Annotated in this window: 21 protein-coding genes; 12 read left to right on the forward strand and 9 right to left on the reverse strand. The window is 52.4% G+C overall.

Annotated elements, in window-relative coordinates:
- Window positions 1-49 precede the first annotated feature (49 nt).
- The 4 genes from ACP5PX_RS03930 to ACP5PX_RS03945 all read left to right on the forward strand — a co-directional run bounded on the left by ACP5PX_RS03930 (window position 50) and on the right by ACP5PX_RS03945 (window position 2790).
- Window positions 50-673 (forward strand): HemK2/MTQ2 family protein methyltransferase, encoded by a 624-nt coding sequence (locus tag ACP5PX_RS03930; RefSeq protein ID WP_428084179.1) that lies wholly within the window; start codon window positions 50-52, stop codon window positions 671-673.
- 133 nt (window positions 674-806) lie between these two features.
- The gene (gene deoC / locus ACP5PX_RS03935; RefSeq protein WP_428084219.1) at window positions 807-1457 is read left to right on the forward strand and encodes a deoxyribose-phosphate aldolase; all 651 of its coding nucleotides are present in this window, start codon (window positions 807-809) and stop codon (window positions 1455-1457) included.
- 257 nt (window positions 1458-1714) lie between these two features.
- Window positions 1715-2380 carry a DUF6580 family putative transport protein gene (locus tag ACP5PX_RS03940; RefSeq protein ID WP_428084181.1) on the forward strand — a complete coding sequence of 222 codons (666 nt, stop codon included), beginning with the start codon at window positions 1715-1717 and terminating at the stop codon, window positions 2378-2380.
- 14 nt (window positions 2381-2394) lie between these two features.
- Window positions 2395-2790 carry a DUF4430 domain-containing protein gene (locus ACP5PX_RS03945; RefSeq protein WP_428084183.1) on the forward strand — a complete coding sequence of 132 codons (396 nt, stop codon included), beginning with the start codon at window positions 2395-2397 and terminating at the stop codon, window positions 2788-2790.
- On the opposite strand, the gene ACP5PX_RS03950 is transcribed toward ACP5PX_RS03945, so the two are convergent.
- From ACP5PX_RS03950 to ACP5PX_RS03980, 7 genes are all read right to left on the reverse strand, one after another.
- Window positions 2774-3346 (reverse strand): DUF4443 domain-containing protein, encoded by a 573-nt coding sequence (locus ACP5PX_RS03950; protein WP_428084185.1) that lies wholly within the window; start codon window positions 3344-3346, stop codon window positions 2774-2776. The two genes, ACP5PX_RS03945 and ACP5PX_RS03950, sit on opposite strands and share 17 nt — an antisense overlap.
- An 8-nt stretch (window positions 3347-3354) precedes the next feature.
- Window positions 3355-4320, reverse strand: a complete 966-nt coding sequence (arcC, locus tag ACP5PX_RS03955; protein WP_428084187.1) for a carbamate kinase — start codon at window positions 4318-4320, stop codon at window positions 3355-3357.
- 56 nt (window positions 4321-4376) lie between these two features.
- Complete coding sequence (gene argF, locus ACP5PX_RS03960; RefSeq protein WP_428084189.1) at window positions 4377-5309, reverse strand: ornithine carbamoyltransferase; 933 nt, start codon at window positions 5307-5309, stop codon at window positions 4377-4379.
- Complete coding sequence (locus ACP5PX_RS03965; RefSeq protein ID WP_428084191.1) at window positions 5306-6490, reverse strand: aspartate aminotransferase family protein; 1185 nt, start codon at window positions 6488-6490, stop codon at window positions 5306-5308. Before ACP5PX_RS03965 ends, argF begins: the two co-directional genes overlap by 4 nt.
- Before the next feature lies 1 nt (window position 6491).
- Entirely contained in the window at window positions 6492-7376 is an 885-nt protein-coding gene (gene argB, locus ACP5PX_RS03970) for an acetylglutamate kinase (protein WP_428084193.1), read from the reverse strand.
- A 138-nt stretch (window positions 7377-7514) separates the two neighbouring features.
- A complete protein-coding gene (locus ACP5PX_RS03975) occupies window positions 7515-7805 on the reverse strand; it encodes a hypothetical protein (RefSeq protein WP_428084195.1) in 291 nt (96 codons plus the stop codon).
- Window positions 7806-7816: 11 nt separating this feature from the next.
- The gene (locus ACP5PX_RS03980) at window positions 7817-9028 is read right to left on the reverse strand and encodes a hypothetical protein (protein ID WP_428084197.1); all 1212 of its coding nucleotides are present in this window, start codon (window positions 9026-9028) and stop codon (window positions 7817-7819) included.
- A 229-nt stretch (window positions 9029-9257) separates the two neighbouring features.
- Between ACP5PX_RS03980 and ACP5PX_RS03985 the strand changes: the two genes are divergently transcribed.
- Entirely contained in the window at window positions 9258-9992 is a 735-nt protein-coding gene (locus ACP5PX_RS03985) for a DUF7343 domain-containing protein (RefSeq protein WP_428084199.1), read from the forward strand.
- A 78-nt stretch (window positions 9993-10070) separates the two neighbouring features.
- Window positions 10071-10601: a nicotinamide-nucleotide adenylyltransferase gene (locus ACP5PX_RS03990; RefSeq protein ID WP_428084201.1), complete on the forward strand. Its 531-nt coding sequence runs from the start codon at window positions 10071-10073 to the stop codon at window positions 10599-10601.
- A gap of 19 nt (window positions 10602-10620) precedes the next feature.
- Here the strand turns inward: ACP5PX_RS03990 and ACP5PX_RS03995 are convergent, their stop codons facing one another.
- On the reverse strand, window positions 10621-12576 hold the full coding sequence (locus ACP5PX_RS03995) for a beta-propeller domain-containing protein (protein ID WP_428084203.1): 1956 nt from the start codon (window positions 12574-12576) through the stop codon (window positions 10621-10623).
- Between the two features lie 183 nt (window positions 12577-12759).
- Here ACP5PX_RS03995 and ACP5PX_RS04000 point away from each other — a divergent pair, with 183 nt between their 5' ends.
- Window positions 12760-13527: a MarR family transcriptional regulator gene (locus ACP5PX_RS04000; protein WP_428084205.1), complete on the forward strand. Its 768-nt coding sequence runs from the start codon at window positions 12760-12762 to the stop codon at window positions 13525-13527.
- A 2-nt stretch (window positions 13528-13529) separates the two neighbouring features.
- Here the strand turns inward: ACP5PX_RS04000 and ACP5PX_RS04005 are convergent, their stop codons facing one another.
- Window positions 13530-13829 carry an MGMT family protein gene (locus tag ACP5PX_RS04005; protein ID WP_428084207.1) on the reverse strand — a complete coding sequence of 100 codons (300 nt, stop codon included), beginning with the start codon at window positions 13827-13829 and terminating at the stop codon, window positions 13530-13532.
- Between the two features lie 55 nt (window positions 13830-13884).
- Here ACP5PX_RS04005 and rtcA point away from each other — a divergent pair, with 55 nt between their 5' ends.
- The 5 genes from rtcA to ACP5PX_RS04030 are packed head-to-tail and all read left to right on the forward strand — an operon-like array spanning window position 13885 to window position 19180.
- Window positions 13885-14958 carry an RNA 3'-terminal phosphate cyclase gene (gene rtcA / locus ACP5PX_RS04010; RefSeq protein ID WP_428084209.1) on the forward strand — a complete coding sequence of 358 codons (1074 nt, stop codon included), beginning with the start codon at window positions 13885-13887 and terminating at the stop codon, window positions 14956-14958.
- Window positions 14959-15004: 46 nt separating this feature from the next.
- Window positions 15005-16309, forward strand: a complete 1305-nt coding sequence (locus tag ACP5PX_RS04015; RefSeq protein WP_428084211.1) for a homocitrate synthase/isopropylmalate synthase family protein — start codon at window positions 15005-15007, stop codon at window positions 16307-16309.
- Between the two features lie 26 nt (window positions 16310-16335).
- Entirely contained in the window at window positions 16336-17595 is a 1260-nt protein-coding gene (locus ACP5PX_RS04020) for a 3-isopropylmalate dehydratase large subunit (RefSeq protein WP_428084213.1), read from the forward strand.
- A gap of 2 nt (window positions 17596-17597) precedes the next feature.
- Window positions 17598-18116 carry a 3-isopropylmalate dehydratase small subunit gene (locus ACP5PX_RS04025; protein ID WP_428084215.1) on the forward strand — a complete coding sequence of 173 codons (519 nt, stop codon included), beginning with the start codon at window positions 17598-17600 and terminating at the stop codon, window positions 18114-18116.
- Window positions 18095-19180: an isocitrate/isopropylmalate dehydrogenase family protein gene (locus ACP5PX_RS04030; RefSeq protein WP_428084217.1), complete on the forward strand. Its 1086-nt coding sequence runs from the start codon at window positions 18095-18097 to the stop codon at window positions 19178-19180. The genes ACP5PX_RS04025 and ACP5PX_RS04030 overlap by 22 nt, the downstream gene beginning before the upstream one ends.
- The last annotated feature ends 649 nt before the right edge of the window (window positions 19181-19829 follow it).

Consider the following 19829-nt stretch of genomic DNA (forward strand, 5'->3'; position numbering starts at 1 on the left):
TCTAAAACTTTTCATAAGGGCTAATTTAATGCCGCACCTATTTGAATGTATGAATAACTGCACGGGCCAAGGGACCAAAATTGTCTTTTACCAAGATAGTAAGTTCATCGTTTATCCTAGCGTTTATGAACCAGCGGAGGACACTTTTTTGATTGCCGATAATCTAGATGCCACGGCCGGTGAAAGGGTGCTGGAGTTAGGGACGGGGTGTGGTATATTGGCCATCTTGGCGGCAAAGGCAGGCGCAAATGTCGTGGCCACGGACGTCAACCCGGTAGCGCTGGAATGCGCTCGCGCCAATGCTTGCCAAAATGCAGTGGATGATCGCATCGACTTTAGGCTCGGTGATCTTTTCGATCCAGTGGGAAATGAACGCTTTGATGTTATAATTTTCAACCCACCTTATCTGCCGGTGGAGCCTCGGGAAAAGTTGAACGAGCCTCTTGAGCTGGCTTGGGACGGTGGAAGGGATGGGAGGAGGGTTATTAATCACTTCCTAAGCGGACTTCCGACTCATCTGAGGCCGAGGGGACGAGCTTTTTTTGTGCAATCGTCGCTTTCCAATCTTGCTAAGACGTTTCAGTTTCTTGAGGCGAATGGTTTTGAATTTAAAACGTTGAAGAAGAGGTTATTTTTTGAGGAGATTTTTCTTTTTCTTTGCCTCAAGCGTTAAAGTCCTTTTATCCGGAGAGGTTTAGTTCTTGATAGATGATGGATTTTTGGGTGGCTTGATGGATCCAAGATTGTTGGCTGAAATCGAGAGGAAGGCCAGCGGTTTAAAGCTGTCGCCGGAAGAGCTGGCAAAAATGATAGACCATGCGTTGCTTCGTCCTGAGAGCACCCGAGATTCCTTTAAAAGGCTCTGTGCGGAGGCCAAAAAGTACCGTTTTTATTCAGTTTGCGTGAACCCGGCTTGGGTAAAGTTCTGCGCGGAAGAGTTACGGGGCACGGATATAAAGGTGGTTGCTGTGGTGAGCTTTCCATTTGGCCAGATGACGTCCAAGATGAAGGCATTGGAGGCAAGCGAGGCGATTGAGAACGGTGCCGCTGAGATCGATATGGTGATGAATCTCGGCGCCTTCAAGAGCCAGGACTACGAATATGTCCGGGAGGATATCAAGGCCGTGGTGGAAGCGGTTCGGGGGAGCGTTGTCAAGGTAATTATCGAGGCCGGTTATCTCACCGATGACGAAGTGATTAAGGCTTGCGAGATTGCCAAGCGGTCAGGGGCCAGTTTTGTCAAGACCGCGACGGGATTTGGACCGTCAGGAGCCACGGTGTACCAGGTCTATTTGATGAGAAAAGCGGTCGGAGAGAATTTCGGTGTTAAAGCCTCGGGAGGGATTAGAAGCCTCCGTGATGCCTTGTTGATGATCGCCACGGGCGCCAACCGGATTGGTTCCAGCTCCAGCGTCAGAATAGTTGAGGAGTGCATGTCCGTCCAGACCAATAAGTAGGTTCTAATAGGGAGTCCAACAAGATTTTTACCATACCGTGATGATTAAGACAGGTCGGTGCTTTCATGGGAAAACGTCCGAGAAAGTGGAAGAAGAAAGGCCGCATGCGCTGGAAGTGGGTTCGGAAGCGGATGCGGCGCAAAATGCGAAGGATTAAGCAGAGAACCGGTGGCTAGTTTTGAGCCAGTTGTAAAGCCGGCGATTGGCTCGGCAAAAAGTATTTATAAATTGGATTAATAATCCAACAGGGTAATAATTTGAGTTTGAGGTGGAAAATAGCGAAATGGCTCTACGGCGGCAGGACAGCCGATCAGGCCTTGGCCAAGAGATTTAAGATTTTCGTCCTTGTTGCGATCGGGCTCATCGCCGTCAGCAAGCTACTTTACCTGAGTGGTGTCGTGCCCTTTCCCAATCTTGAGTTAATCATCCCCACTTTGGTGGTCATAGGTTCGCTGTCACTCTACTGCGGCAATTCTAAATCTTGGAGCCGCCTGGTGAAATATTTTGGCATCGTTGCCTTGGCCAGCGTTTATTTGGCAGACTTGGCCTTCTGGGGTCCAAACCCAATTTATGCCTTCACTTGGTCCGGTTTCATCATCGTCTGGCTGATTAGCCTGAAAAACAAGCTGTCGGCTTTCGATCGTTTCAAGAAGTTGCTGTACCAGACGACCCTCACCGCAGCCGTGGGCATTCTGATCTTTGATATCTGGACTGCCTTTGGCTGCTGGCTCGGCTGGGGGGAGAAATCCATCGCCGGTTTGATAGCCATCTACCTCGCCCAGATTCCCTTTACCCTCTATCACCTAGCATCAGTACTGTTCGTGCCGCCTCTCCTTGGGCTGGGGAAGTTGATGATGAAGGTTAGGGTACCCGTTTCGGTCGCGGTCAACGTTGGTTCTGGCGTCAGGGCCAAAGAAAAATGAACGGAGGTGGAAAGTTGAATAAGGGACTCGCCGCACAGATTTTGGCGTTGGTCGTCATCGTCGGCTTTCTCTGCTTTGCCGGTGGCTACTATCTGGCGAGCGGGATGACCAAGCAGACCGAGCAGTACACCTATGGTGAGAACATTAAGGTCCGAGTCAAAATACCGGATCTCGGCATCGACAAAGAGGTAGTTCTTTACAAGGGCATGACGCCTTTTGACGCCCTGCTTAAAGTGGCCAGCCTGAAAACAGAGTATTACGAGAGCTTCAGTGCCTCGATAGTCACGGAAATCGGAGGACTGCAGCAAGGCTGGGGATATCGTGTAAATGGCAATGAGCCTCCAGTAGGGATGCAGGATTACCAGTTGAGGGATGGAGATTTGCTGGAGCTGTTTAAGCTCGTTTACTGAGGGTTCTGGCGGCGGCCCTTGCCCCCGCCTCGGCGGTCAACAGGTCTTTGCCCCCGCCGATGATCACGACATCTCCTTCCCGCAGGGATAGGGCCTCGATCAAAGATTCGCTAACTTCTTTTTTGATTTTGATAAATTCACCAGGAAGACTTAGCTTGCCTTCTTTGAAGACCAGCACCGTGGCACCGTTAGCCCCAACCTTTATTGCCTCATCCCGCTGTTCGATGCCGCGTTTCACCCTTGTAGCCGCCCCTCTAACAACAGTAGCCACGCTGGCTTTACCCACCGCCAGATCACCTACGTCAACCGGCACAAATTCATTTGGCTCTCTGAGGAAGGACTTTCCCTTTTCAGTTATGGCGTGCCCACCCTTGGACGAAGTTATCAAACCCTGTTCTTTTAGATGATCGAGTATCGTTCGGACGCTGCCTTCGCCAATCCCGAGCTTGCTTGCCAGTTGCTTGCGCCCGATTCTCTTATGTCTGGATATCAGTTCAAGCGTTAGCTGGATGTGAATTTCAGAAAATCTTGGCAGCGGTCCCCTTACCCTTGGCATGTTTTTTCTTATCCCCGAACTATATGGGTGCCGGTTTTGCCCTCAAGGGCCTCGGTCACCTTGTCCAGCGAGCTGATAATGGCCCGCTTGCCTCTCCATTCCAAAAAACGAATACAAGCTTTAACCTTCGGCCCCATGCTGCCGGCGAGGAAGTGTCCCTCTTTCAGATAGCGTTTGGCTTCCTCAACTGTCATCCGGGATATTTCTGTCTCGTTCGGTTTGCCGAAGTTTAGCTTGACCTTTTCCACGTCGGTGAGAATGAGGAAGGTGTCGGCGTCAACCACCTCAGCCAGCTTCTCTCCCGCCAAATCCTTATCGATGACGGCGTCCACGCCTCGATAATTTCCGTTATCGTTCAAAATTACGGGAATGCCGCCCCCGCCCGAGGCAATGACGATTATCCCGGCGTCGACCATTTTTCTTATGGCCTCGGCCTCAACGTTGGCAATCGGGTCGGGGGAGGGAACAACGCGTCTCCAGCACCTTTCACCCGTGGGCTTAACCTTCTTGAAAATGTAATCGGGATGCTTTGCCTTTTCCTCCTTCATCTCAGCCTCGGTGAGAAAGTTACCAACCGGTTTGGAGGCGTTTTCCTCCTGGAATTCTGGGTCGTCCTTACTAACCAAAACCCGATTAACCACTGCGATGACCTGCTTGCGGATGCCAAGCTTTCTCAGCTGGTTATCAAGAGTTTGCTGCAGCATATATCCTATCTGACCCTGCGTCATGGCGCCCAGAACGTCCATGTCCTGAGGGGGAATCACAGATTTTGCTAGGTCCTGTTGGACGGCTAGGTTGCCGACCTGTGGACCGTTGCCGTGCGTTATGATCAGCCTGTCCTCTGGCCCCATTTTTTTGACCACTTGGGCGAGCAATGCCGCCGTCTTTTTACAGTTGTCAAATTGTTCTTGAGTGGTGCCTTTCTCATGCGCTTGTTTTATGGCGTTACCGCCTAAAGCGACCAACAATCTCAAACCATCACCTTATCTTCCATCAACAGATACCATATAAAAATATTAGGGTGGGCCGCTCAGGGAAGTCCCTTTATCAGGGCCACCAGCAGCGCCTTCTGGGCATGCATTCTGTTTTCGGCTTGATCCCAGACTGCGGAATGAGGACCATCTATTACTTCATCGGTAATCTCCTGTCCCCGGTGTGCGGGCAGACAGTGCATCACGATAACGTTGGGGCTGGCTTTTTCAACAAGCTGCTCGTTGACTTGGTATTTTTTGAACACTTCCAGGCGAGTTTTGGCTTCCGCCTCTTGCCCCATCGAGACCCAAACGTCCGTGTAAATGACATCAGCACCTTTAACGGCCTTTTCCGGATCCGTTTCTATTTCAACCAAACTTCCGCTTTTTGCGGCGCGGTTTTTCGCCCAGCTGGCAATTTCCGCCGGTGGCTCATAGCCTCTGGGACAAGCGGCGCGGAAGTTGGCGCCTACCAAGGAACACCCTTCCATCAGGGAGATGCAGACGTTGTTGCCATCGCCGACCCAAGCCACGTTAATTCCACTTAATTTGCCAAACTTTTCCCTGATGGTCATCAAGTCCGCTAGCGCCTGACAGGGGTGGTGGAGGTCGGTTAGCCCGTTGATTACCGGAACTCTGGAATGTTTGGCGAGCTCCTCGGCATCCTGGTGTTTGAAAAGTCTGGCCATGATCGCGTCCACGTATCTGGAAAGCGTTCTGGCGGTGTCGGCAATGGTTTCACCACGGCCGAGTTGAAGGTCGTTCATCCCCAAGTAGATGGCGTGTCCGCCCAGCTGCGTCATGCCGGTCTCAAAGCTAACCCTTGTTCTCGTGGAGGGTTTGGCAAAAATCATGCCCAGGGTTTTACCGTGGAGAATTTCATGGCTCTTGCCTTCTTTGGTTTCACTCTTCAGGCGATCGGCTAAGTTCAGAATCGAATCAATTTCCTCGGCACTCAGGTCGTGAATTGCCAGAAGGTGTTTTCCCTTCATTTTTCAACCTCTGCGATAATACAATCAAGCTCGCTTATTAAGCTATCGATGTGTTCTTGTTCGACAATTAGCGGTGGGACGAACCTCAGGACTTTATCGGCGGTGCAGTTTATCAGAAAACCGCGCTCTCTGGCTTTAACCACGACGGCTTCTGCAATTGATTTTTCTTTTAGTTCCAGCCCCAAGAGCAAACCGAGGCCCCTGGCCTCCTCTATGCAGTCGTGTTTTTCGTCGAGCTCGTTCAAACGTTTCAGGAAATATCCCCCCAGCTTAGCCGCGCGCTCAGGAAGTTTTAGCTTCTGCATGGTCTTTACCGATGCGATGGCAGCGGAGCAGGCCAGCGGATTTCCTCCAAAGGTGGAGGCGTGATCTCCAGGGGCGAAGGATTCCATGACTTCTAGTCTAGCACCCATGCAGCCGATTGGGAAGCCACCGCCCAGCGCTTTGGCCATGGTGATCTCGTCGGGCAGCACCTTCCAGTGCTCGCAGGCGAACCACTTTCCCGTGCGCCCAAGCCCGGTCTGAACTTCGTCGCAGATTAACAACAGGTCGTTTTCATCGCAAATTTTTCTCAGACCAGGCAGATAGTCCTTGGATGGTATGTTGACCCCTCCTTCGCCTTGAACTGGTTCGACGATGACGGCGGCGGTTTCATCTCTGATGGCCCTTTCGACCGCATTCAGGTCATCGTAAGGCACGAAGTCGAATATTTTCGGGATCAGGGCCTTGAACGGCTCCCGGTAAGAGGGCTTCCACGTGGCGCCGACCGTGGCAATTGTTCTGCCGTGGAACGAACCCTGCATGGCGATGATTCTCCTTTTCTTGGTGTGCTTTACAGCCAGCTTGAAGGCGGCTTCGACCGCCTCCGCCCCGGAGTTACAGAAGAAGAATTTACCGATTGAGCGGGGGACTATCCTTGCCAGCAAGGCAGCGAGTTCAGCCTGGGGCTGGATGTGGTACAGGTTGGAAATGTGGATCAGCTTGTTCGCCTGCTTGGTGATCGCCTTGACAACCTCGGGATGGCAGTGGCCCAAGGAACAAACGGCGACACCGGCGACGAAATCCAAGTATCTCCTGCCGGCGGAATCCCACACGAACATGCCGCGTCCTTTCACGATGGTTAAAGGCTGACGTTTATAGGTATGGGCGATGTAGCGCTCGGTCATTTTTATGGTGTCCATTTTACTTGCCCCGCACGATCATCGTGCCGATGCCGGTTTCGGTTAGTATCTCAAGCAACAGCGCGTGGGGGATGTTACCGTTGATTATATGGCAGCGCTCAACGCCCAGTTGCAGGGCTTTCAGGCAGGCTTCCACCTTAGGTATCATGCCCTTCTTGACAATCCCCTGCTGGATCAGCGTCTGGATTTCCTCCGCCGTCAGTGTGGAAATCAGGGTTTTCTCGTCGTTCGGGTCCCTCATTACTCCCATGACATCAGTTATTATCACCAGTTTTTTGGCACGGATGGCCCCGGCCAGCTCCGCGGCCACCATGTCGGCATTGATGTTCAAGCTGCGGCCTTCGGCATCTATGCCGATGGGGGCAATCACCGGGATGCAGCCGGCCTTGAGAAAGTTGTGGATGATGGCCGGGTCGATCTTCTCCACCTCACCGACCAGGCCGAGGTCAATTTCCACCTCTTTGCCCTTGCTCGTGGTGGTTTTGTAAATGAGCTTGCGCGCGCGAATGAGATTTCCGTCCATCCCCGAGATTCCGAAGGCCTTTCCTCCGTGTTGGTTTATCCCTAGGACTATTTGCTTGTTAATCTTACCGGCGAGTTGCTCGTGGAGAATCTCCATCGTTTTTTCATCGGTGACCCTGAGGCCTTCAATGAACTTTGGTTTCACTCCGCTTTTGCGCATTTCTTCACTTATCTCCGGCCCGCCACCGTGAACTATGACCATTTTCATACCAAAGAGCCTCAGAAGCACTACATCTTGGAGAATGGTGTTCAGCATCTCCTCGTTGCTTATCACCCTGCCCCCCAGCTTCACGACGATTATCTTGTCGTGGAACTGTTGAATGAAAGGGAGTGCCTCCAGCAGGACCTTTGCCCGATCGGTCATTTTGGCGCTGTTGTTCATGCCATCATTATTCATTACAATTTATTCTAGGGATAAAAAACTATTCCATAATTTTGCTTCTCAGTCAGATGCAGGCAAAAATTTTCAAGGGGTAAAAAGACAAAAAAGGGTTGGTAATTATTACCAACCCTCAGCTATGGCGCCGAGGCCGAAGTCGCTATCGAGTCCGTTGAGATCGATGAAGTTCTCGAGATCGCTGAGCTGTTCCTCTATCGTCGTGAAATCCTCCGAAGCTGGCGAGGCCGGTACCGTGGTCGTGGTGTCGGTTGTTTGACCTTGTCTTGTGGTGGTCGTGGTGGTGGATACCGGGCTTCCGGTAGTGGTAACGGCGGGGTTGTTTTGGATGAAATATGCCGCCGCCGCTATCACGACTATCGCTATCACCGCCCCCATGATTTTAGCCTTGCTCATTGGTATCTACCTCATGACGCCTGACCGGTTTCTAAGATCACGGTGATTCCGCTGGCGCTCCAGTTTCCTTCCTCGCATTGGTTTTCTCCGTAGGTTTTGTAGGTGCCAGTCCCGGTGATTCTAACTCTCCCGGTTCCCGAAGCGACGATGTCAATGCCATTTCCGTTGATGTCAACGGTAATGTCTGTTCCACTGATCGATGCGTTGTCGTAGCCCTGGTACTGGAAAAATCCGTTGCCGAGCTGGATCTTTGTCCCATCGCCAGAAGTGGTCACCGCTGCGTTCGGGGAGACGATAAAGTTCCCGTCGATCGGTCCCCTGATTTCCACAACCCCCGTGCCAGTTAGGTGGATGCTGCCGCTCCCCTGCGCGGTCAGTGTTCCGGTCCCCTGAATGGTTACTTGGCGCCCGTGTCGCTTTATTTCTGAGATGGCATTCTTGAGGTCATTGAGGGCGTCCTTGAGATATTGTACCGCCTCCCTAATTCTGCTCTGTATTGCCGGGTACATTTCGGCGAAGGTCGTGTTTTCGTTTATTTGGTTGACGATATCCTTCGCCGCGGCAATCTCCTGTTCGGCCGCGCTGATGTTGGCGCGTGCCTCGTTTAGCTGATTTTCTAGGGCCGAGGCATCGATTCCGTTCTCTTTCAACAGTTGCACCGTTGCTTCGACTCTGGCCGCTATTGCCTTGACTCTCTGTACCATCCCGTCGGCGAAATCCACCATCACCAGTCCGGTCATCTGCTTTAGCCGTGTACGGATTTGGAGCCAGTATCGGTGCAGCTCCCCGGCCGCGGTTCTGAGCTGCTGCTCGTCCCCCGCGTTCTGAATGTTCAGCTGTTTGGCGCGAATCTCATTTAGGTAGTTGTCGATTTCGGCGTAGAGCCTTTCCCTTTGATTTTCGGAGATGCCCATGGTGGCCTCGATCCTTGCTCGGACCATCTCTAAGTTCCTTACCATGAGTTCGGCGGCCTTGGTGGCAGCAGACCTTGCAGCATTGGTCAGCTGCGAGAAGTTCTGTTGATTTTTGTTTCCTCGCCACTGCGCCATCGCTCGGTTGAACTCGTTGTTGGCATCGTTCCACTCAGAGTAACTATTCCGATATTCGTTTTTTGCCTGTTCGTATTTTACCTTCCCCTGCTCGTAAGGCTGTGCGCTGACTGCAGGCACCATGCTTACGACCATCAGCGCCAGCATTGCTGCCGCGACTATTTTTATTTTCATTTCCTTCACCTTTTATTTTCGGGCTCAGCTCCCCGCGCAGCCCCTATCGCCGCGCGGATCATTGATGTTTCGAAACAAGGTTGCCCGGAAAAATCTTTTAAATACACTTTTATTTTTGACGTTTAAAGGACGCTAAAATTGCTCCGATTGCTTTACAAAACTTTATAAGAACTCTGATTACTTTATTCAGTCAAAAAAAGATTTAAACCTAGCTCTTGGAACTTTATCTATGTATAAGAAGGTTGTGTTTCTTGTCTTCGCCGGGATGCTGCTTTTTGGCTTCTGCTCCCCAGCAGCTGCCCAAGAGAACTTTGCCCGGGTTCATGGCACCGTTTATTACTGGTATAATCTTGAGCCGCTGAAGAATTCCATCGTGGAGGTGAACAGCGTCCCAGAGCAAACCTACGTGGCCAAAAACGGGGAGTACTTCTTTAATCTTCCCCCGGGCACCTACAAGATTACCGCGCGCTTTTACCGGGACAACGTGCTTTTGTATTACGCGGAGGAGAACCTGACCATTCCCGAATACGGCGGAGACTACGTGGTGGATTTGATCGCCTTTCCCCTGTTTGATGATTTTGAGGCTCCGGAGGAAAACATTGTGCCCATTGTTGAGGCCCCTGAAAATGAAAACGCTTTGGTCGTGCTCGTGGTGGTAGCGGTCGCCGTTCTGGTGTTGGTTCTTGCGTTTCTCTATCTCCGGATGGTTCGCCAGAGGAAAGTCGTCAAAACCGAGCCGGTGCAGGCGCCGGTGAAGCTGATCGGATTGCCCGCGGACCTTCAGGAGATAATCGACAGGATACGAGAGGCCGGGGGCAGGATTACCCAGCTCGAGTTGAGGGGGAAGCTGCCTTACTCAGAGGCCAAAGTAAGCCTGATGTTAGCGGACTTGGAGAGCCGGGGCTTAATTCGAAGGATAAAGAAAGGAAGAGGAAACATAATAATCCTGAAGGAACAACCGTGAATTCATTTTCTTGCCTTTTGTCCGTTCGGAGAACCAAAGGTTAAAATCTGCGTTGGTTCAAGTTAAATGGGGTAAGGCATGGTGACCCGCGGCATCATCATCGGTCGTTTTCAGCCGCCCCATCTGGGCCACCTAGAGATTTTTAAGCGGATACTTCGGGAGGTCGATGAGCTGATAATCGGGGTGGGGAGCGCCCAGGAGAGCCATACCCTTGAAAACCCCTTCACCGCGGGCGAGCGCTTGCTCATGCTGGTGAGGGCTTTGAGCGAGGCCAGGGTCGATTTAACCCGCGTTCATATCATACCAATTCCCGATGTCCATAACAACGCGATCTGGGTTTCGCACGTGGTTTCCCTTTCTCCGCCTTTTGGGATAGCCTATTCGGGCAACCCTCTGGTTAGGCGGCTCTTCAAGGAGGCTGGTTTCAAGACGCGCACGCCGCCGATGATAAAGCGCAAGGAATACTGGGGCCATGAGATCCGGGACAGGATGATTAACGGCAGCGACTGGGAGAGCCTCGTCCCCAAAGCCGTGGTCGAGGTCATGCGCGAGATCAAGGCCGTGGAGCGATTGAAGGAGCTCTCCAAGACGGACTATTTGTTGGGCTAAGCTAAAATTCAAAATTGTTTTAGATTATGATATGGTTGATTTCGCTGATATCGGATAGACTATTCATCTTCACCTGCCCTTCGGATACCGTGTACAAGACGTCGTTTATGTAAAATGATCTCACGACGAAACTTGTGGGGTCCATGGTTGAATCGGTGTGGGTGTGATCTGCGTGGGAAATTCTACCCTTTAAACTCAGCCCTTGTATCGAAATATCAAAAACATAAGCCCCCTGCCAGTCCCACATTTCACCTTCCACCAGTGTGATGGGGATTACGAGCAAATTCTTCGACCGGCTGAATAGAAAGGCCCTGTGGTCACTAAGTGCGTATGAGTCAGTTCCCCTCTCACCGATAACGTACTTGGAGATCTGTTTGGGATTTTCAGGGTCGCCAACGTCAAAGATGGCCAGCTTGACACCTTGGTAAAGGGCGAAGTCGGCTTCTGGAGAATTGGTGGTCTCTTTCCCCAGACCGATTATATGTGATTCATCGTATGGGTGCAGATAATCGGAGTAGCCGGGGATCTTGAGTTCCCCCAATACCTTTGGATTAATCGGGTCGGAGAGGTCTATGACAAAAAGCGGATCCACCTTCACGAAGGTCACCAGGTAAGCGCGGTTGCCCATGAATCTAGCTGAGTAAATTCTCTCACCTAATGCCAATCCCTCAATCTTTCCCGCGATTGCAAGATCTTCGTCCAGAACATAGATATTATTCTTAGAGTCGCCGCTCCAAACGTCTCCGGTTGTGGTGGCTATTCTGAAGTAACCGTTGTATTCGTCCATGGAGAATTGATTCAGAACCTGGCCCGGGACTTCTCCGCCCGCCCTGTACTCGACCTTTCCATTTGATATGGATATTTTATGGATCGTTGTGTTTACCAGCCATTCTTCTTTTTCTTGCGCGCCGACCGTCTGCCCTCTGGTGTAAGTTATGTAGATGTTGTTAAGTGAAACGTACATTGAATTGGCCTGTGTCGTTAGAAAAACTTTTTCCTCGACAAGTTCAGCTTTTTGGACATCTATCGCCGCAATGGTCGCGAAAACGTAGGGATAGTAAATGTTGTCAAAATAATAGATTTCAGTTGCCGGTACCGTTTTAACCTGGCCATTTACTGAAATTCGGGGAAGCACGATGTTTTCGTTTTCGAAGTAGAGACCCATATTGGTAATTATGTATACGTAATCATCGATCATTCTAGAGCTAAAGTAACCACCGCTGAGTTCGATTCTTTTAATCAGCTTTGGATTTTCTCTGTCGTCGATATCGTAGATCTCCACCCTTGTCGTCTCTGGATATCTAAGGTAAATTGGGCTGGTTTTTGTGAGTGGTAAATAGTTGTTGCCCCACAGTGCTTCAAAGACAATTAACCTGTCGCCGTTGATGAATATCTCAAGAGGGGTGCCTTCCACCTTGATTTCCGAAAGCAACCTGGCGTTTTCGGCCGGGTAAGCTAGCAGGATGACCACCCTTCCCTTGGATAAGAGGTACAAATAGGTCCCGTCGGTTTTTATGATATCTGCTTCATCAACTCCTTTGACTTGGACATTTGTGGTTGAATAATCTTTGGAGATGTTTACCGGGCTGTCGCCAATGTTTACGTTGAAGTTCGATCCCTCCGCAGCTTTACCAGTGGCGAATAAAGGCGGAAGAATCGTAAAAATTCTCACTACATCACCGTTCCAGTTTTGAGAGCCGACAAAACTTTCCAGTTCTTGATACGAAGAGAACGTTTTTAGAACTTTTTGGTTTAAATCAGGTGTTTCAAAGATTATGGGCACTGTTGCACCCAAGACAATCGTTGCGGTTATTGCTACCGCAAAAATTGTTGGGCGTTTTTTCCTCAGCACCGCTTTGTTTTGTATGGTAAAATAGAAAATAATTAGCGAGGAAAATGTTGTAGCAAAAATGTAAAGAATTAAATGGTTTGCTCCAGACCATGCGATACCAAAACCAACGATTTTTAATAACACGATTGCCGCTGAAAAAAGGACTTGATTCATTCCGTTTCACCGATTAAGCTTCTCGATTTTCAAAATATAAATTAAGTTTCTTTCGTGAAACATAATTTAATAGACGTCAAATTGCTAATTTATTTGGTGGCATAGGTGCGCAAGCCTGCGTTTGGAGCCTTAATCGGTTTGGTCGTGTTTTGTTTGGTGTTAGGGGTCTCCTATGTGGTTTTGAATCAATTTTATGGGACAGCGCAGGTATCTTATTCAGCCCAGATTTTGACAATCGAGGATCATGGTCAAAGGATAAGGATAGCTGATGCATCTTTCTTGGTGGAAAATGTAGAGTTCGTACCGACCGAAAAAGGCGAAAATTATTACCGCCTGTTGGTTGTCCCCGAGTTTTATCTTGCATCGAAGGCCAATGGTGAGAGCATACCGCCACCAGCCGTGATGGAAAGAACCGATGATTCGTCTGAACTTTATTACGTAAGCGTACCGGCGATTACTTACGATCAGGCGCTTGAATCGGAGAGTCCGGTGGTGGTTTCTAATATAACCTTGATTGAATCCAAGCCGGTGAATACTCTTCCCTTGGCAGCTACTTTAGGTGTGGGCGCAGGACTTTTGGCAGTGGCGATTTGGGTTGGCTACCGTCAGGCCTGGGGCGAGGCCGCTTCAACACTAATTGAGCACGGTCTCCACGATATGACGGTTCGGGATGTTGAGATAGTCGGCTACATTATGGAGCGCGGCGAGTTCACGATACCTGAACTAATGAAGCTCAGCAGCGCGTCCAAGATAACCGTCTGGCGCACCGTCCAGAGGCTGGTTAAAAAAGGACTTGTTGTTCAAACCGATAGGACAAGGCTCTCCTCCAATGGTTTGGGCGGCCGGGGCAAACCGAGCCGGATTTATCGATATGTGGGAAAATTCGATTCAGAGGAGGGTTCGAAGTCAGTGTCAAAGTAATTTCATAGTTTAAACAAATATTTTGACAGAAGTACTTTGTTTTTCTTAATTTGAACGCCCTCATCTCTTAGCAGTTTTATCTTTTTTTCGACTCCACCGGTGTATCCTCCAACATTGCCGTCCGATCTCACGACGCGATGGCAAGGAATTTTTATCGGATAGGGATTCTCCGCCAAGGCTCTGGCCACGGCCCTGTAGGCCTTGGGCTTGCCCATTGCCAGGGCAATTTGCTTGTAGGTCGTCACTTTCCCCCGCGGGACCTTGGCCGTCAGCTCCAGAACGCGGCGCTGAAATTCTCGCATCCATGTAAAAAATGGTTCCTTAGTTATTATACCTAGAGTTCCCTATCCTTTCTTGATGATCGAAATTGATGGCTCGATGGGCGAGGGTGGGGGTGCCGTCCTCCGGACCGCTCTGGCGCTCGGTGCCGTGAGCGGGCGACCGGTTCACATTTTCAACATCAGGGCCCGGAGGGAAAAGGCCGGGCTTCAGCTTCAGCATCTTCGCGGCGTCGAGGCTTTGGCCAAGATTTGCGGGGCGGAGGTTCGGGGAGCGGCTCTGAATTCAACCGAGCTCACCTTCATTCCCGGACAGATTCAGGGCGGCAGATATCATGTTGATATAGGCACGGCTGGCAGCACCACCCTGATCATGCAGATAATCATGCCTGCGGCTGCCTTTGCGAACGGCCCGTTGGAAATCGAGATAAAAGGTGGGACGGACAACCCGCTGGCGCCCCCGATCGACTACCTCAGAAACGTTACCGTTCCCGTCCTTCGTCGCATGGGTTACCGCTGCGAGGTCAGTTGCATCCGGAGAGGGCACTATCCGCGCGGTGGGGGCACCATCCGGGCAAAGATAGAGCCGGTGGAGGGATTGCGGGCCATAAAACTTGTTGACCAAGGCCGGGTGTTGAGGGTAGCCGGAATCGCCCACGCGGTGAGGCTGCCTTCGCAGATAGCCACCCGGATTGCCCACGCCGCGAGCCTAGAGCTGATCAGGTCGGTTCGGGCCCCGGTGGACATTCGCTGCGAATCCTATCAGAGCAATCAGGATCCGCATCTTGGCCCCGGCGCCGGAATAACTCTTTGGGCTGAAACGAGCACCGAGGCCATCATCGGCACCAGCTCGCTCGGGGAACCCGGTAAACCTTCAGAAAAGGTCGGTCGGGAAGCTGCACTCGACCTGATTGCCCAGCTGAGGACGGGCATGGCGTGCGATCGCCATCTCTCCGACCAGCTCGTCCCCTATTTGGCTCTGGCCGAAGGCACCTCGGAGATAACCTGTACCTCGCTTACTTCCCACACCCTCACCAATATTGAACTGGTGCATAAAATTCTGGGCGTGAAGTTCGGAGTTTCTGGAGAAGGCGGCCAGCCGGGAAAAGTAACGGTTGCCGGCATCGGGTTCAAAAAGACAGATAAATCTTAATACGCTAAAACCGAATTAAATCGAAACGACAATGCCGGGTGATATGATGGATTTTGAACAGATGGAGAAGGCCAGGCGGGAGTACGTTGAGAAGTTGAAGGGCATTTCGCTCACCGATTTCGACGTGGAGAAATGGGAAAGGATAAGAGAGAGCATCTATCCCCCCCGCCGGTTGAACCTGGACGTCATCATAGACGACACGACGCTGAGAGACGGGCTACAGATGGCGGGCCTGGTGAGCCCTCTGCCCGCGGACGCCGCCCGCATTGCCGAGTTTCTCAGGGACATCGGCGTAGAAAGGCTTGAGGTACTGACTTACACCAAGTCCGACAAGGAGGCAATCAGGATAATGCAGGACAAGGGCTTGGGCGACATCATCGCTGCCTGGTGCCGGGCCTCCAAGGAAGACATAGATGCCGCGCTGCAGCTCGATTTCAAACAGATCGGAATTTCCCATCCGGTGTCGTACATTCACTTTGAGAAATGGTCAGACGTGCCCTTGCAGGGCCTAGTGAAGCGGGTTGCGGATGCGGTTGTTTATGCCAAGGATCACGGTATGGACGTCTTCGTGCACGGCGAGGACAGCACTAGGGCTGACTGGAACTTCGAGAGGTATCTTATCAACACCGTGGCCGAGGCCGGCGCCAGCGTCTACCGCATTTGCGACACCATCGGCTGCGGTTCTGCGCACCCCGATGACCCGCTGCCGATCGGCATCCCGATGAAGGTCAGGAAGATCAAGGAGGAGACCAAGATTCCTTACGTTGAGATACACACCCACGATGACCTCGGGACCTCTTTGGAGAACACCATGGCCGCAATCCGAGCCGCCTCCGGTCTTTATGATAAGATCTACGTGAGCTCCACTTTTCTGGGCATAGGGGAGCGGTCGGGGAACGTCGAAACGGAGAAGGTCATCATGAACTGCTACTTACATCACGGCATGAAAAAGTGGGACCTCCGCTACCTCAGGGAGCTCACGATTTTCATGGCTTCCGCGTTGAAGTACAACGTCCCGCTGAACAAGTCCATCGTCGGGGACTTGGCCTTCGCCCATGAGTCCGGGGTCCACATTCACGGGCTCATGTCCTCGCCGTTGACCTACGAGCTCTTCCCGCCGGAGCTGGTCGGGCAGAAGCGGACCATCGTGATCGGAAAGAGGTCGGGGAAGCACGGCATCAGGCTGAAGCTGGAACAGCTGACCGGTCAAAAGATTTCCGAGGATGATCCCAGGCTGAACAAATTGGTTGAAATCATCAAGGACAGGTTTGTCTCCGGACTGAGGAGGTATCCCATAAAGGATACCGAGTTCCGAAACCTGGCGCAGAAAGTTGGATTTGAGATGAAGTAGAATGCTGAAGGCAATCGGGTGATCCGGTGGGTAAAACGATAACGGAGAAGATACTGGGCAGGGCATCGGGAGCGGACGTGACCCCGGGCGACTTGATCGTTGCCCCGATAGACGCCTGCATGGCGCACGATGGCACCGCCCCGCTGGCCATCAGGGCCTTCCGCGAGATGGGGGCCAAGAGGGTCTGGGACCCGAATCGGATCGCGTTGGTTATCGACCACATCGCTCCCAGCTCCTCGGAAGGAACGTCGGAGCTCCACATCATGATGAGGCAGTTCGCCGCCGAGCACGGCATCAGGCTGTTTGACGTGGGGGAGGGCATCTGTCATCAGATCATGCCGGAGAAGGGCTACGTTCTGCCCGGCCGCGTGATCGTTGGCGCCGACTCGCATACCTGCACCTACGGCGCCTTTGGAGCCTTTTCCACCGGCATCGGCTCCACGGAGCTGGCGGCGGTGATGGTTTCGGGGAAGCTTTGGTTCAGGGTGCCGGAGACGATTAAATGTGTGGTGAACGGCCGGATGCCGGTCGGGGTCACGCCGAAGGATGTGATCCTGCGGATACTGGGGTTGATCGGGGCGGATGGCGCCACCTACAAGGCGATTGAGTTCACGGGGGAGACCATAGCTCAGATGAGCGTCTCGGGCAGAATGACGCTTTGCAACATGGTGGTCGAGATGGGGGCGAAGAACGGGATAGTCGAGCCCGACGAAAAGGTGAGGCAATTTCTCCAAGGAAGGACACAGGCTGAGGGCGATTATCTGAGGAGCGACCCGGACGCTGTCTATTGTGATATCATTCAGATTTCAGCCGAGGAACTTGAGCCCCTGGTCGCCTGCCCGAGTTCCGTGGACAACGTCAGGCCCATCGGCGAGGTGGAGGGCATCAAGGTGAACCAGGTCTTCTTGGGCAGCTGCACCAACGGTCGGCTGGAAGACCTGCAGGAGGCCGCCAGAATTTTGAGGGGGAGGAGGGTCAAGGAAGGGGTGAGGATGCTGGTGATACCGGCATCCCGCGAGGTTTATCTTGAGGCCATGAAGACGGGCCTGCTGCAGATCCTGGCCGAGGCCGGCTGCTCCATCTACGGTCCGGGGTGCGGGCCCTGTCCCGGCGGCCACCTGGGCGTTTTGGGGCGGGGTGAGGTCTGTGCTTCAACGTCAAATCGCAACTTCGTGGGAAGGATGGGCAGCAAGGAGGCACAGATCTATCTGGTCTCCCCGCTGACGGCGGCGGCCTCGGCGGTAACCGGGGAGTTAACGGATCCCAGAAGGTTCCTGGAGGGGTAGCCTTGACGATAAAGGGACAGGTCTGGAAGTTCGGCGACTCCGTCAGCACAGACGCCATCATCTCCGGCAAATACAAGTTCAAGACGATAGATCTGGATGAGCTGGCACAGCACGCGATGGAGACGCTGGCGCCGGATTTTGCCCGGCAGGTGAAGAGGGGTGACATCATCGTGGCCGGGGAAAATTTTGGCTGCGGCTCCAGTCGGGAACAGGCCCCGCTGGTGCTGAGGCAGCTGGGGGTCGGTGCGATCGTGGCCAAATCTTTTGCGCGGATATTCTATCGGAACAGCTTCAACGTCGGTCTCCCCGTCCTCGAATGCCACGAGCTTCCCGACCGGACCAGGCAGGGGGACCTGCTGGAGATAGATCTGAGGAGGGGGTCGCTGGTGAACCTCACTACCGGCGAGATCTTCCGGGCCAAGCCGGTGCCGGAATTTCTTCTCCAGATGCTTGAGGACGGCGGCTTGGTGGAGCAATACAAGAAGTACGGTGTGTTCAAGTGGAGCATGTCGTCACGCTGATCTACGGCGATGGGGTTGGTCCGGAGGTCATCACTGCCGCGAGGCGGTGCATCGAGGCCACCGGTGTGAGGATAAAATGGGAGGTCGTCGAGGCCGGGGCCGACGTGATCCCCAAGTACGGCACACCCCTTCCGGAGAAAGTTCTGGAGTCGATAAGGAGAAACGGTGTGGCCCTGAAGGGACCGATAACCACCCCCGTCGGCACCGGCTTCAGGAGCGTCAACGTGGCGCTGCGGAAGGAGCTCGACCTCTACGCCTGCCTGAGGCCCTGCAAGCTGTATCCCGGCGTGAGGTCCAGGTACAGCAGCGTTGACGTTGTTGTGGTCAGGGAGAACACGGAGGATCTCTACGCGGGAATAGAGTACGAGTCGGGGAAGCCGGAGACCGAGGAGTTCATCAACTTCGTGAAGGAGAGGAAGAAGGTGGCGATCAGGCCCGGTTCCGGCATCAGCCTGAAGCCGATATCTCCCCAGGCCTCGGAGCGGATCGTCAGGTTTGCCTTCAACTACGCGCGGCAGAACGGCAGGAAGAAGGTCACGGCGGTGCACAAGGCGAACATCATGAAGTTCTCCGATGGTGTCTTTCTGGAGGCGGCGAGAAGGGTGGCTGAGGAGTTTCCGGACATCGCGTTTGAGGACAGGATCGTCGATAACATGTGCATGCAGCTGGTGCAGAAGCCGGAGCTCTATGACGTGATCGTTGCACCCAACCTCTACGGCGATATCGTCTCGGACCTATGTGCCGGGCTTGTGGGGGGCCTCGGCGTGGCCCCGGGCGCGAACATCGGGGACCGCGCGGCGGTGTTTGAGCCGACCCACGGCAGCGCCCCGAAGTATGCCGGGAAGAACAAGGTGAACCCGACGGCGGCGGTGCTCTCCGGAGTGATGATGCTGCGGCATCTGGGGGAGCTGGAGGCGGCGCGGAGGCTGGAGGCGGCGGTGGCCCGGGTCATAAAGGAAGGTGAGCGGGTGACCTACGATCTGAAGCCGGAGCCGGACGATCCCACTGCGGTGGGGACCATGGAGATGGCCGATGCCATCATAGACGCGATGAAAATCTCATAGAAAATAGTATTTCGTAAATTTTTGATGAATTGGCAAAGGTTAAAATTTAACTTTTTTATCATTTTCCCACTTTCCCCCTCAAAAATTACCCATCTGGAAAAGAATAACACCTTTTCCAGCCAATCTGAGCACTTATAGAACGGCGAACAACAGGAAATCCTTTAGATAGCTTCTTTTTAGCCAATACTGCCTCGAACCTTCCCCCGTTTGTCCCCGCCGAAAACCCTGAAAAGTGAATTAGGGTCATGAATTAGTCGCTCTTTAGGACTACAATATTGCTTTTTCTTTTGGAAATTTCTATCTGTATTTCACTTACGTATGTGGGGAGATCGTCATTTCTTACTACAACATTCAGCTCATCTATAGCGCGTAATATCCTCAAAAATTTTTCCTGCAATTTCAAATTGAGTGTTGGCATCGGAATAGTTTCCAGCTATAGCGTACTCGCAACCCATTATGAGATGCGAAAGAGCGTTTTCTATAGTACTCGTTATCGAGTATTCTTCAGAGGCTACTGTGGCGAATTCTGCCGTTTTACAGTTTTCAAATTCTCAAAACTGCTTTTGGCTTCTCTGATATATGGTAGTGAGTCTTGAAAAGCGATTTTTGCGGCATGCCAATCTTGCCGATTTATTTAATTGACTCCATC

It is taken from the genome of Hadarchaeum sp. (SeqCode), assembly GCF_049969415.1.
Taxonomy (GTDB): Archaea; Hadarchaeota; Hadarchaeia; order Hadarchaeales; family Hadarchaeaceae; genus Hadarchaeum.

Excerpts from the sequence above, each read along its gene's own strand:
- ACP5PX_RS03930 (WP_428084179.1), top strand. The coding sequence starts at position 50 with ATGAATAACTGCACGGGCCAAGGGACCAAAATTGTCTTTTACCAAGAT.
- deoC (WP_428084219.1), top strand. The coding sequence starts at position 807 with ATGATAGACCATGCGTTGCTTCGTCCTGAGAGCACCCGAGATTCCTTT.
- ACP5PX_RS03950 (WP_428084185.1), bottom strand. The coding sequence starts at position 3,346 with ATGCCAAGGGTAAGGGGACCGCTGCCAAGATTTTCTGAAATTCACATC.
- argF (WP_428084189.1), bottom strand. The coding sequence starts at position 5,309 with ATGAAGGGAAAACACCTTCTGGCAATTCACGACCTGAGTGCCGAGGAA.
- ACP5PX_RS03965 (WP_428084191.1), bottom strand. The coding sequence starts at position 6,490 with ATGGACACCATAAAAATGACCGAGCGCTACATCGCCCATACCTATAAA.
- argB (WP_428084193.1), bottom strand. The coding sequence starts at position 7,376 with ATGACCGATCGGGCAAAGGTCCTGCTGGAGGCACTCCCTTTCATTCAA.
- ACP5PX_RS03975 (WP_428084195.1), bottom strand. The coding sequence starts at position 7,805 with ATGAGCAAGGCTAAAATCATGGGGGCGGTGATAGCGATAGTCGTGATA.
- ACP5PX_RS03980 (WP_428084197.1), bottom strand. The coding sequence starts at position 9,028 with ATGAAAATAAAAATAGTCGCGGCAGCAATGCTGGCGCTGATGGTCGTA.
- ACP5PX_RS03985 (WP_428084199.1), top strand. The coding sequence starts at position 9,258 with ATGTATAAGAAGGTTGTGTTTCTTGTCTTCGCCGGGATGCTGCTTTTT.
- ACP5PX_RS03990 (WP_428084201.1), top strand. The coding sequence starts at position 10,071 with ATGGTGACCCGCGGCATCATCATCGGTCGTTTTCAGCCGCCCCATCTG.
- ACP5PX_RS04005 (WP_428084207.1), bottom strand. The coding sequence starts at position 13,829 with ATGCGAGAATTTCAGCGCCGCGTTCTGGAGCTGACGGCCAAGGTCCCG.
- rtcA (WP_428084209.1), top strand. The coding sequence starts at position 13,885 with ATGATCGAAATTGATGGCTCGATGGGCGAGGGTGGGGGTGCCGTCCTC.
- ACP5PX_RS04015 (WP_428084211.1), top strand. The coding sequence starts at position 15,005 with ATGGATTTTGAACAGATGGAGAAGGCCAGGCGGGAGTACGTTGAGAAG.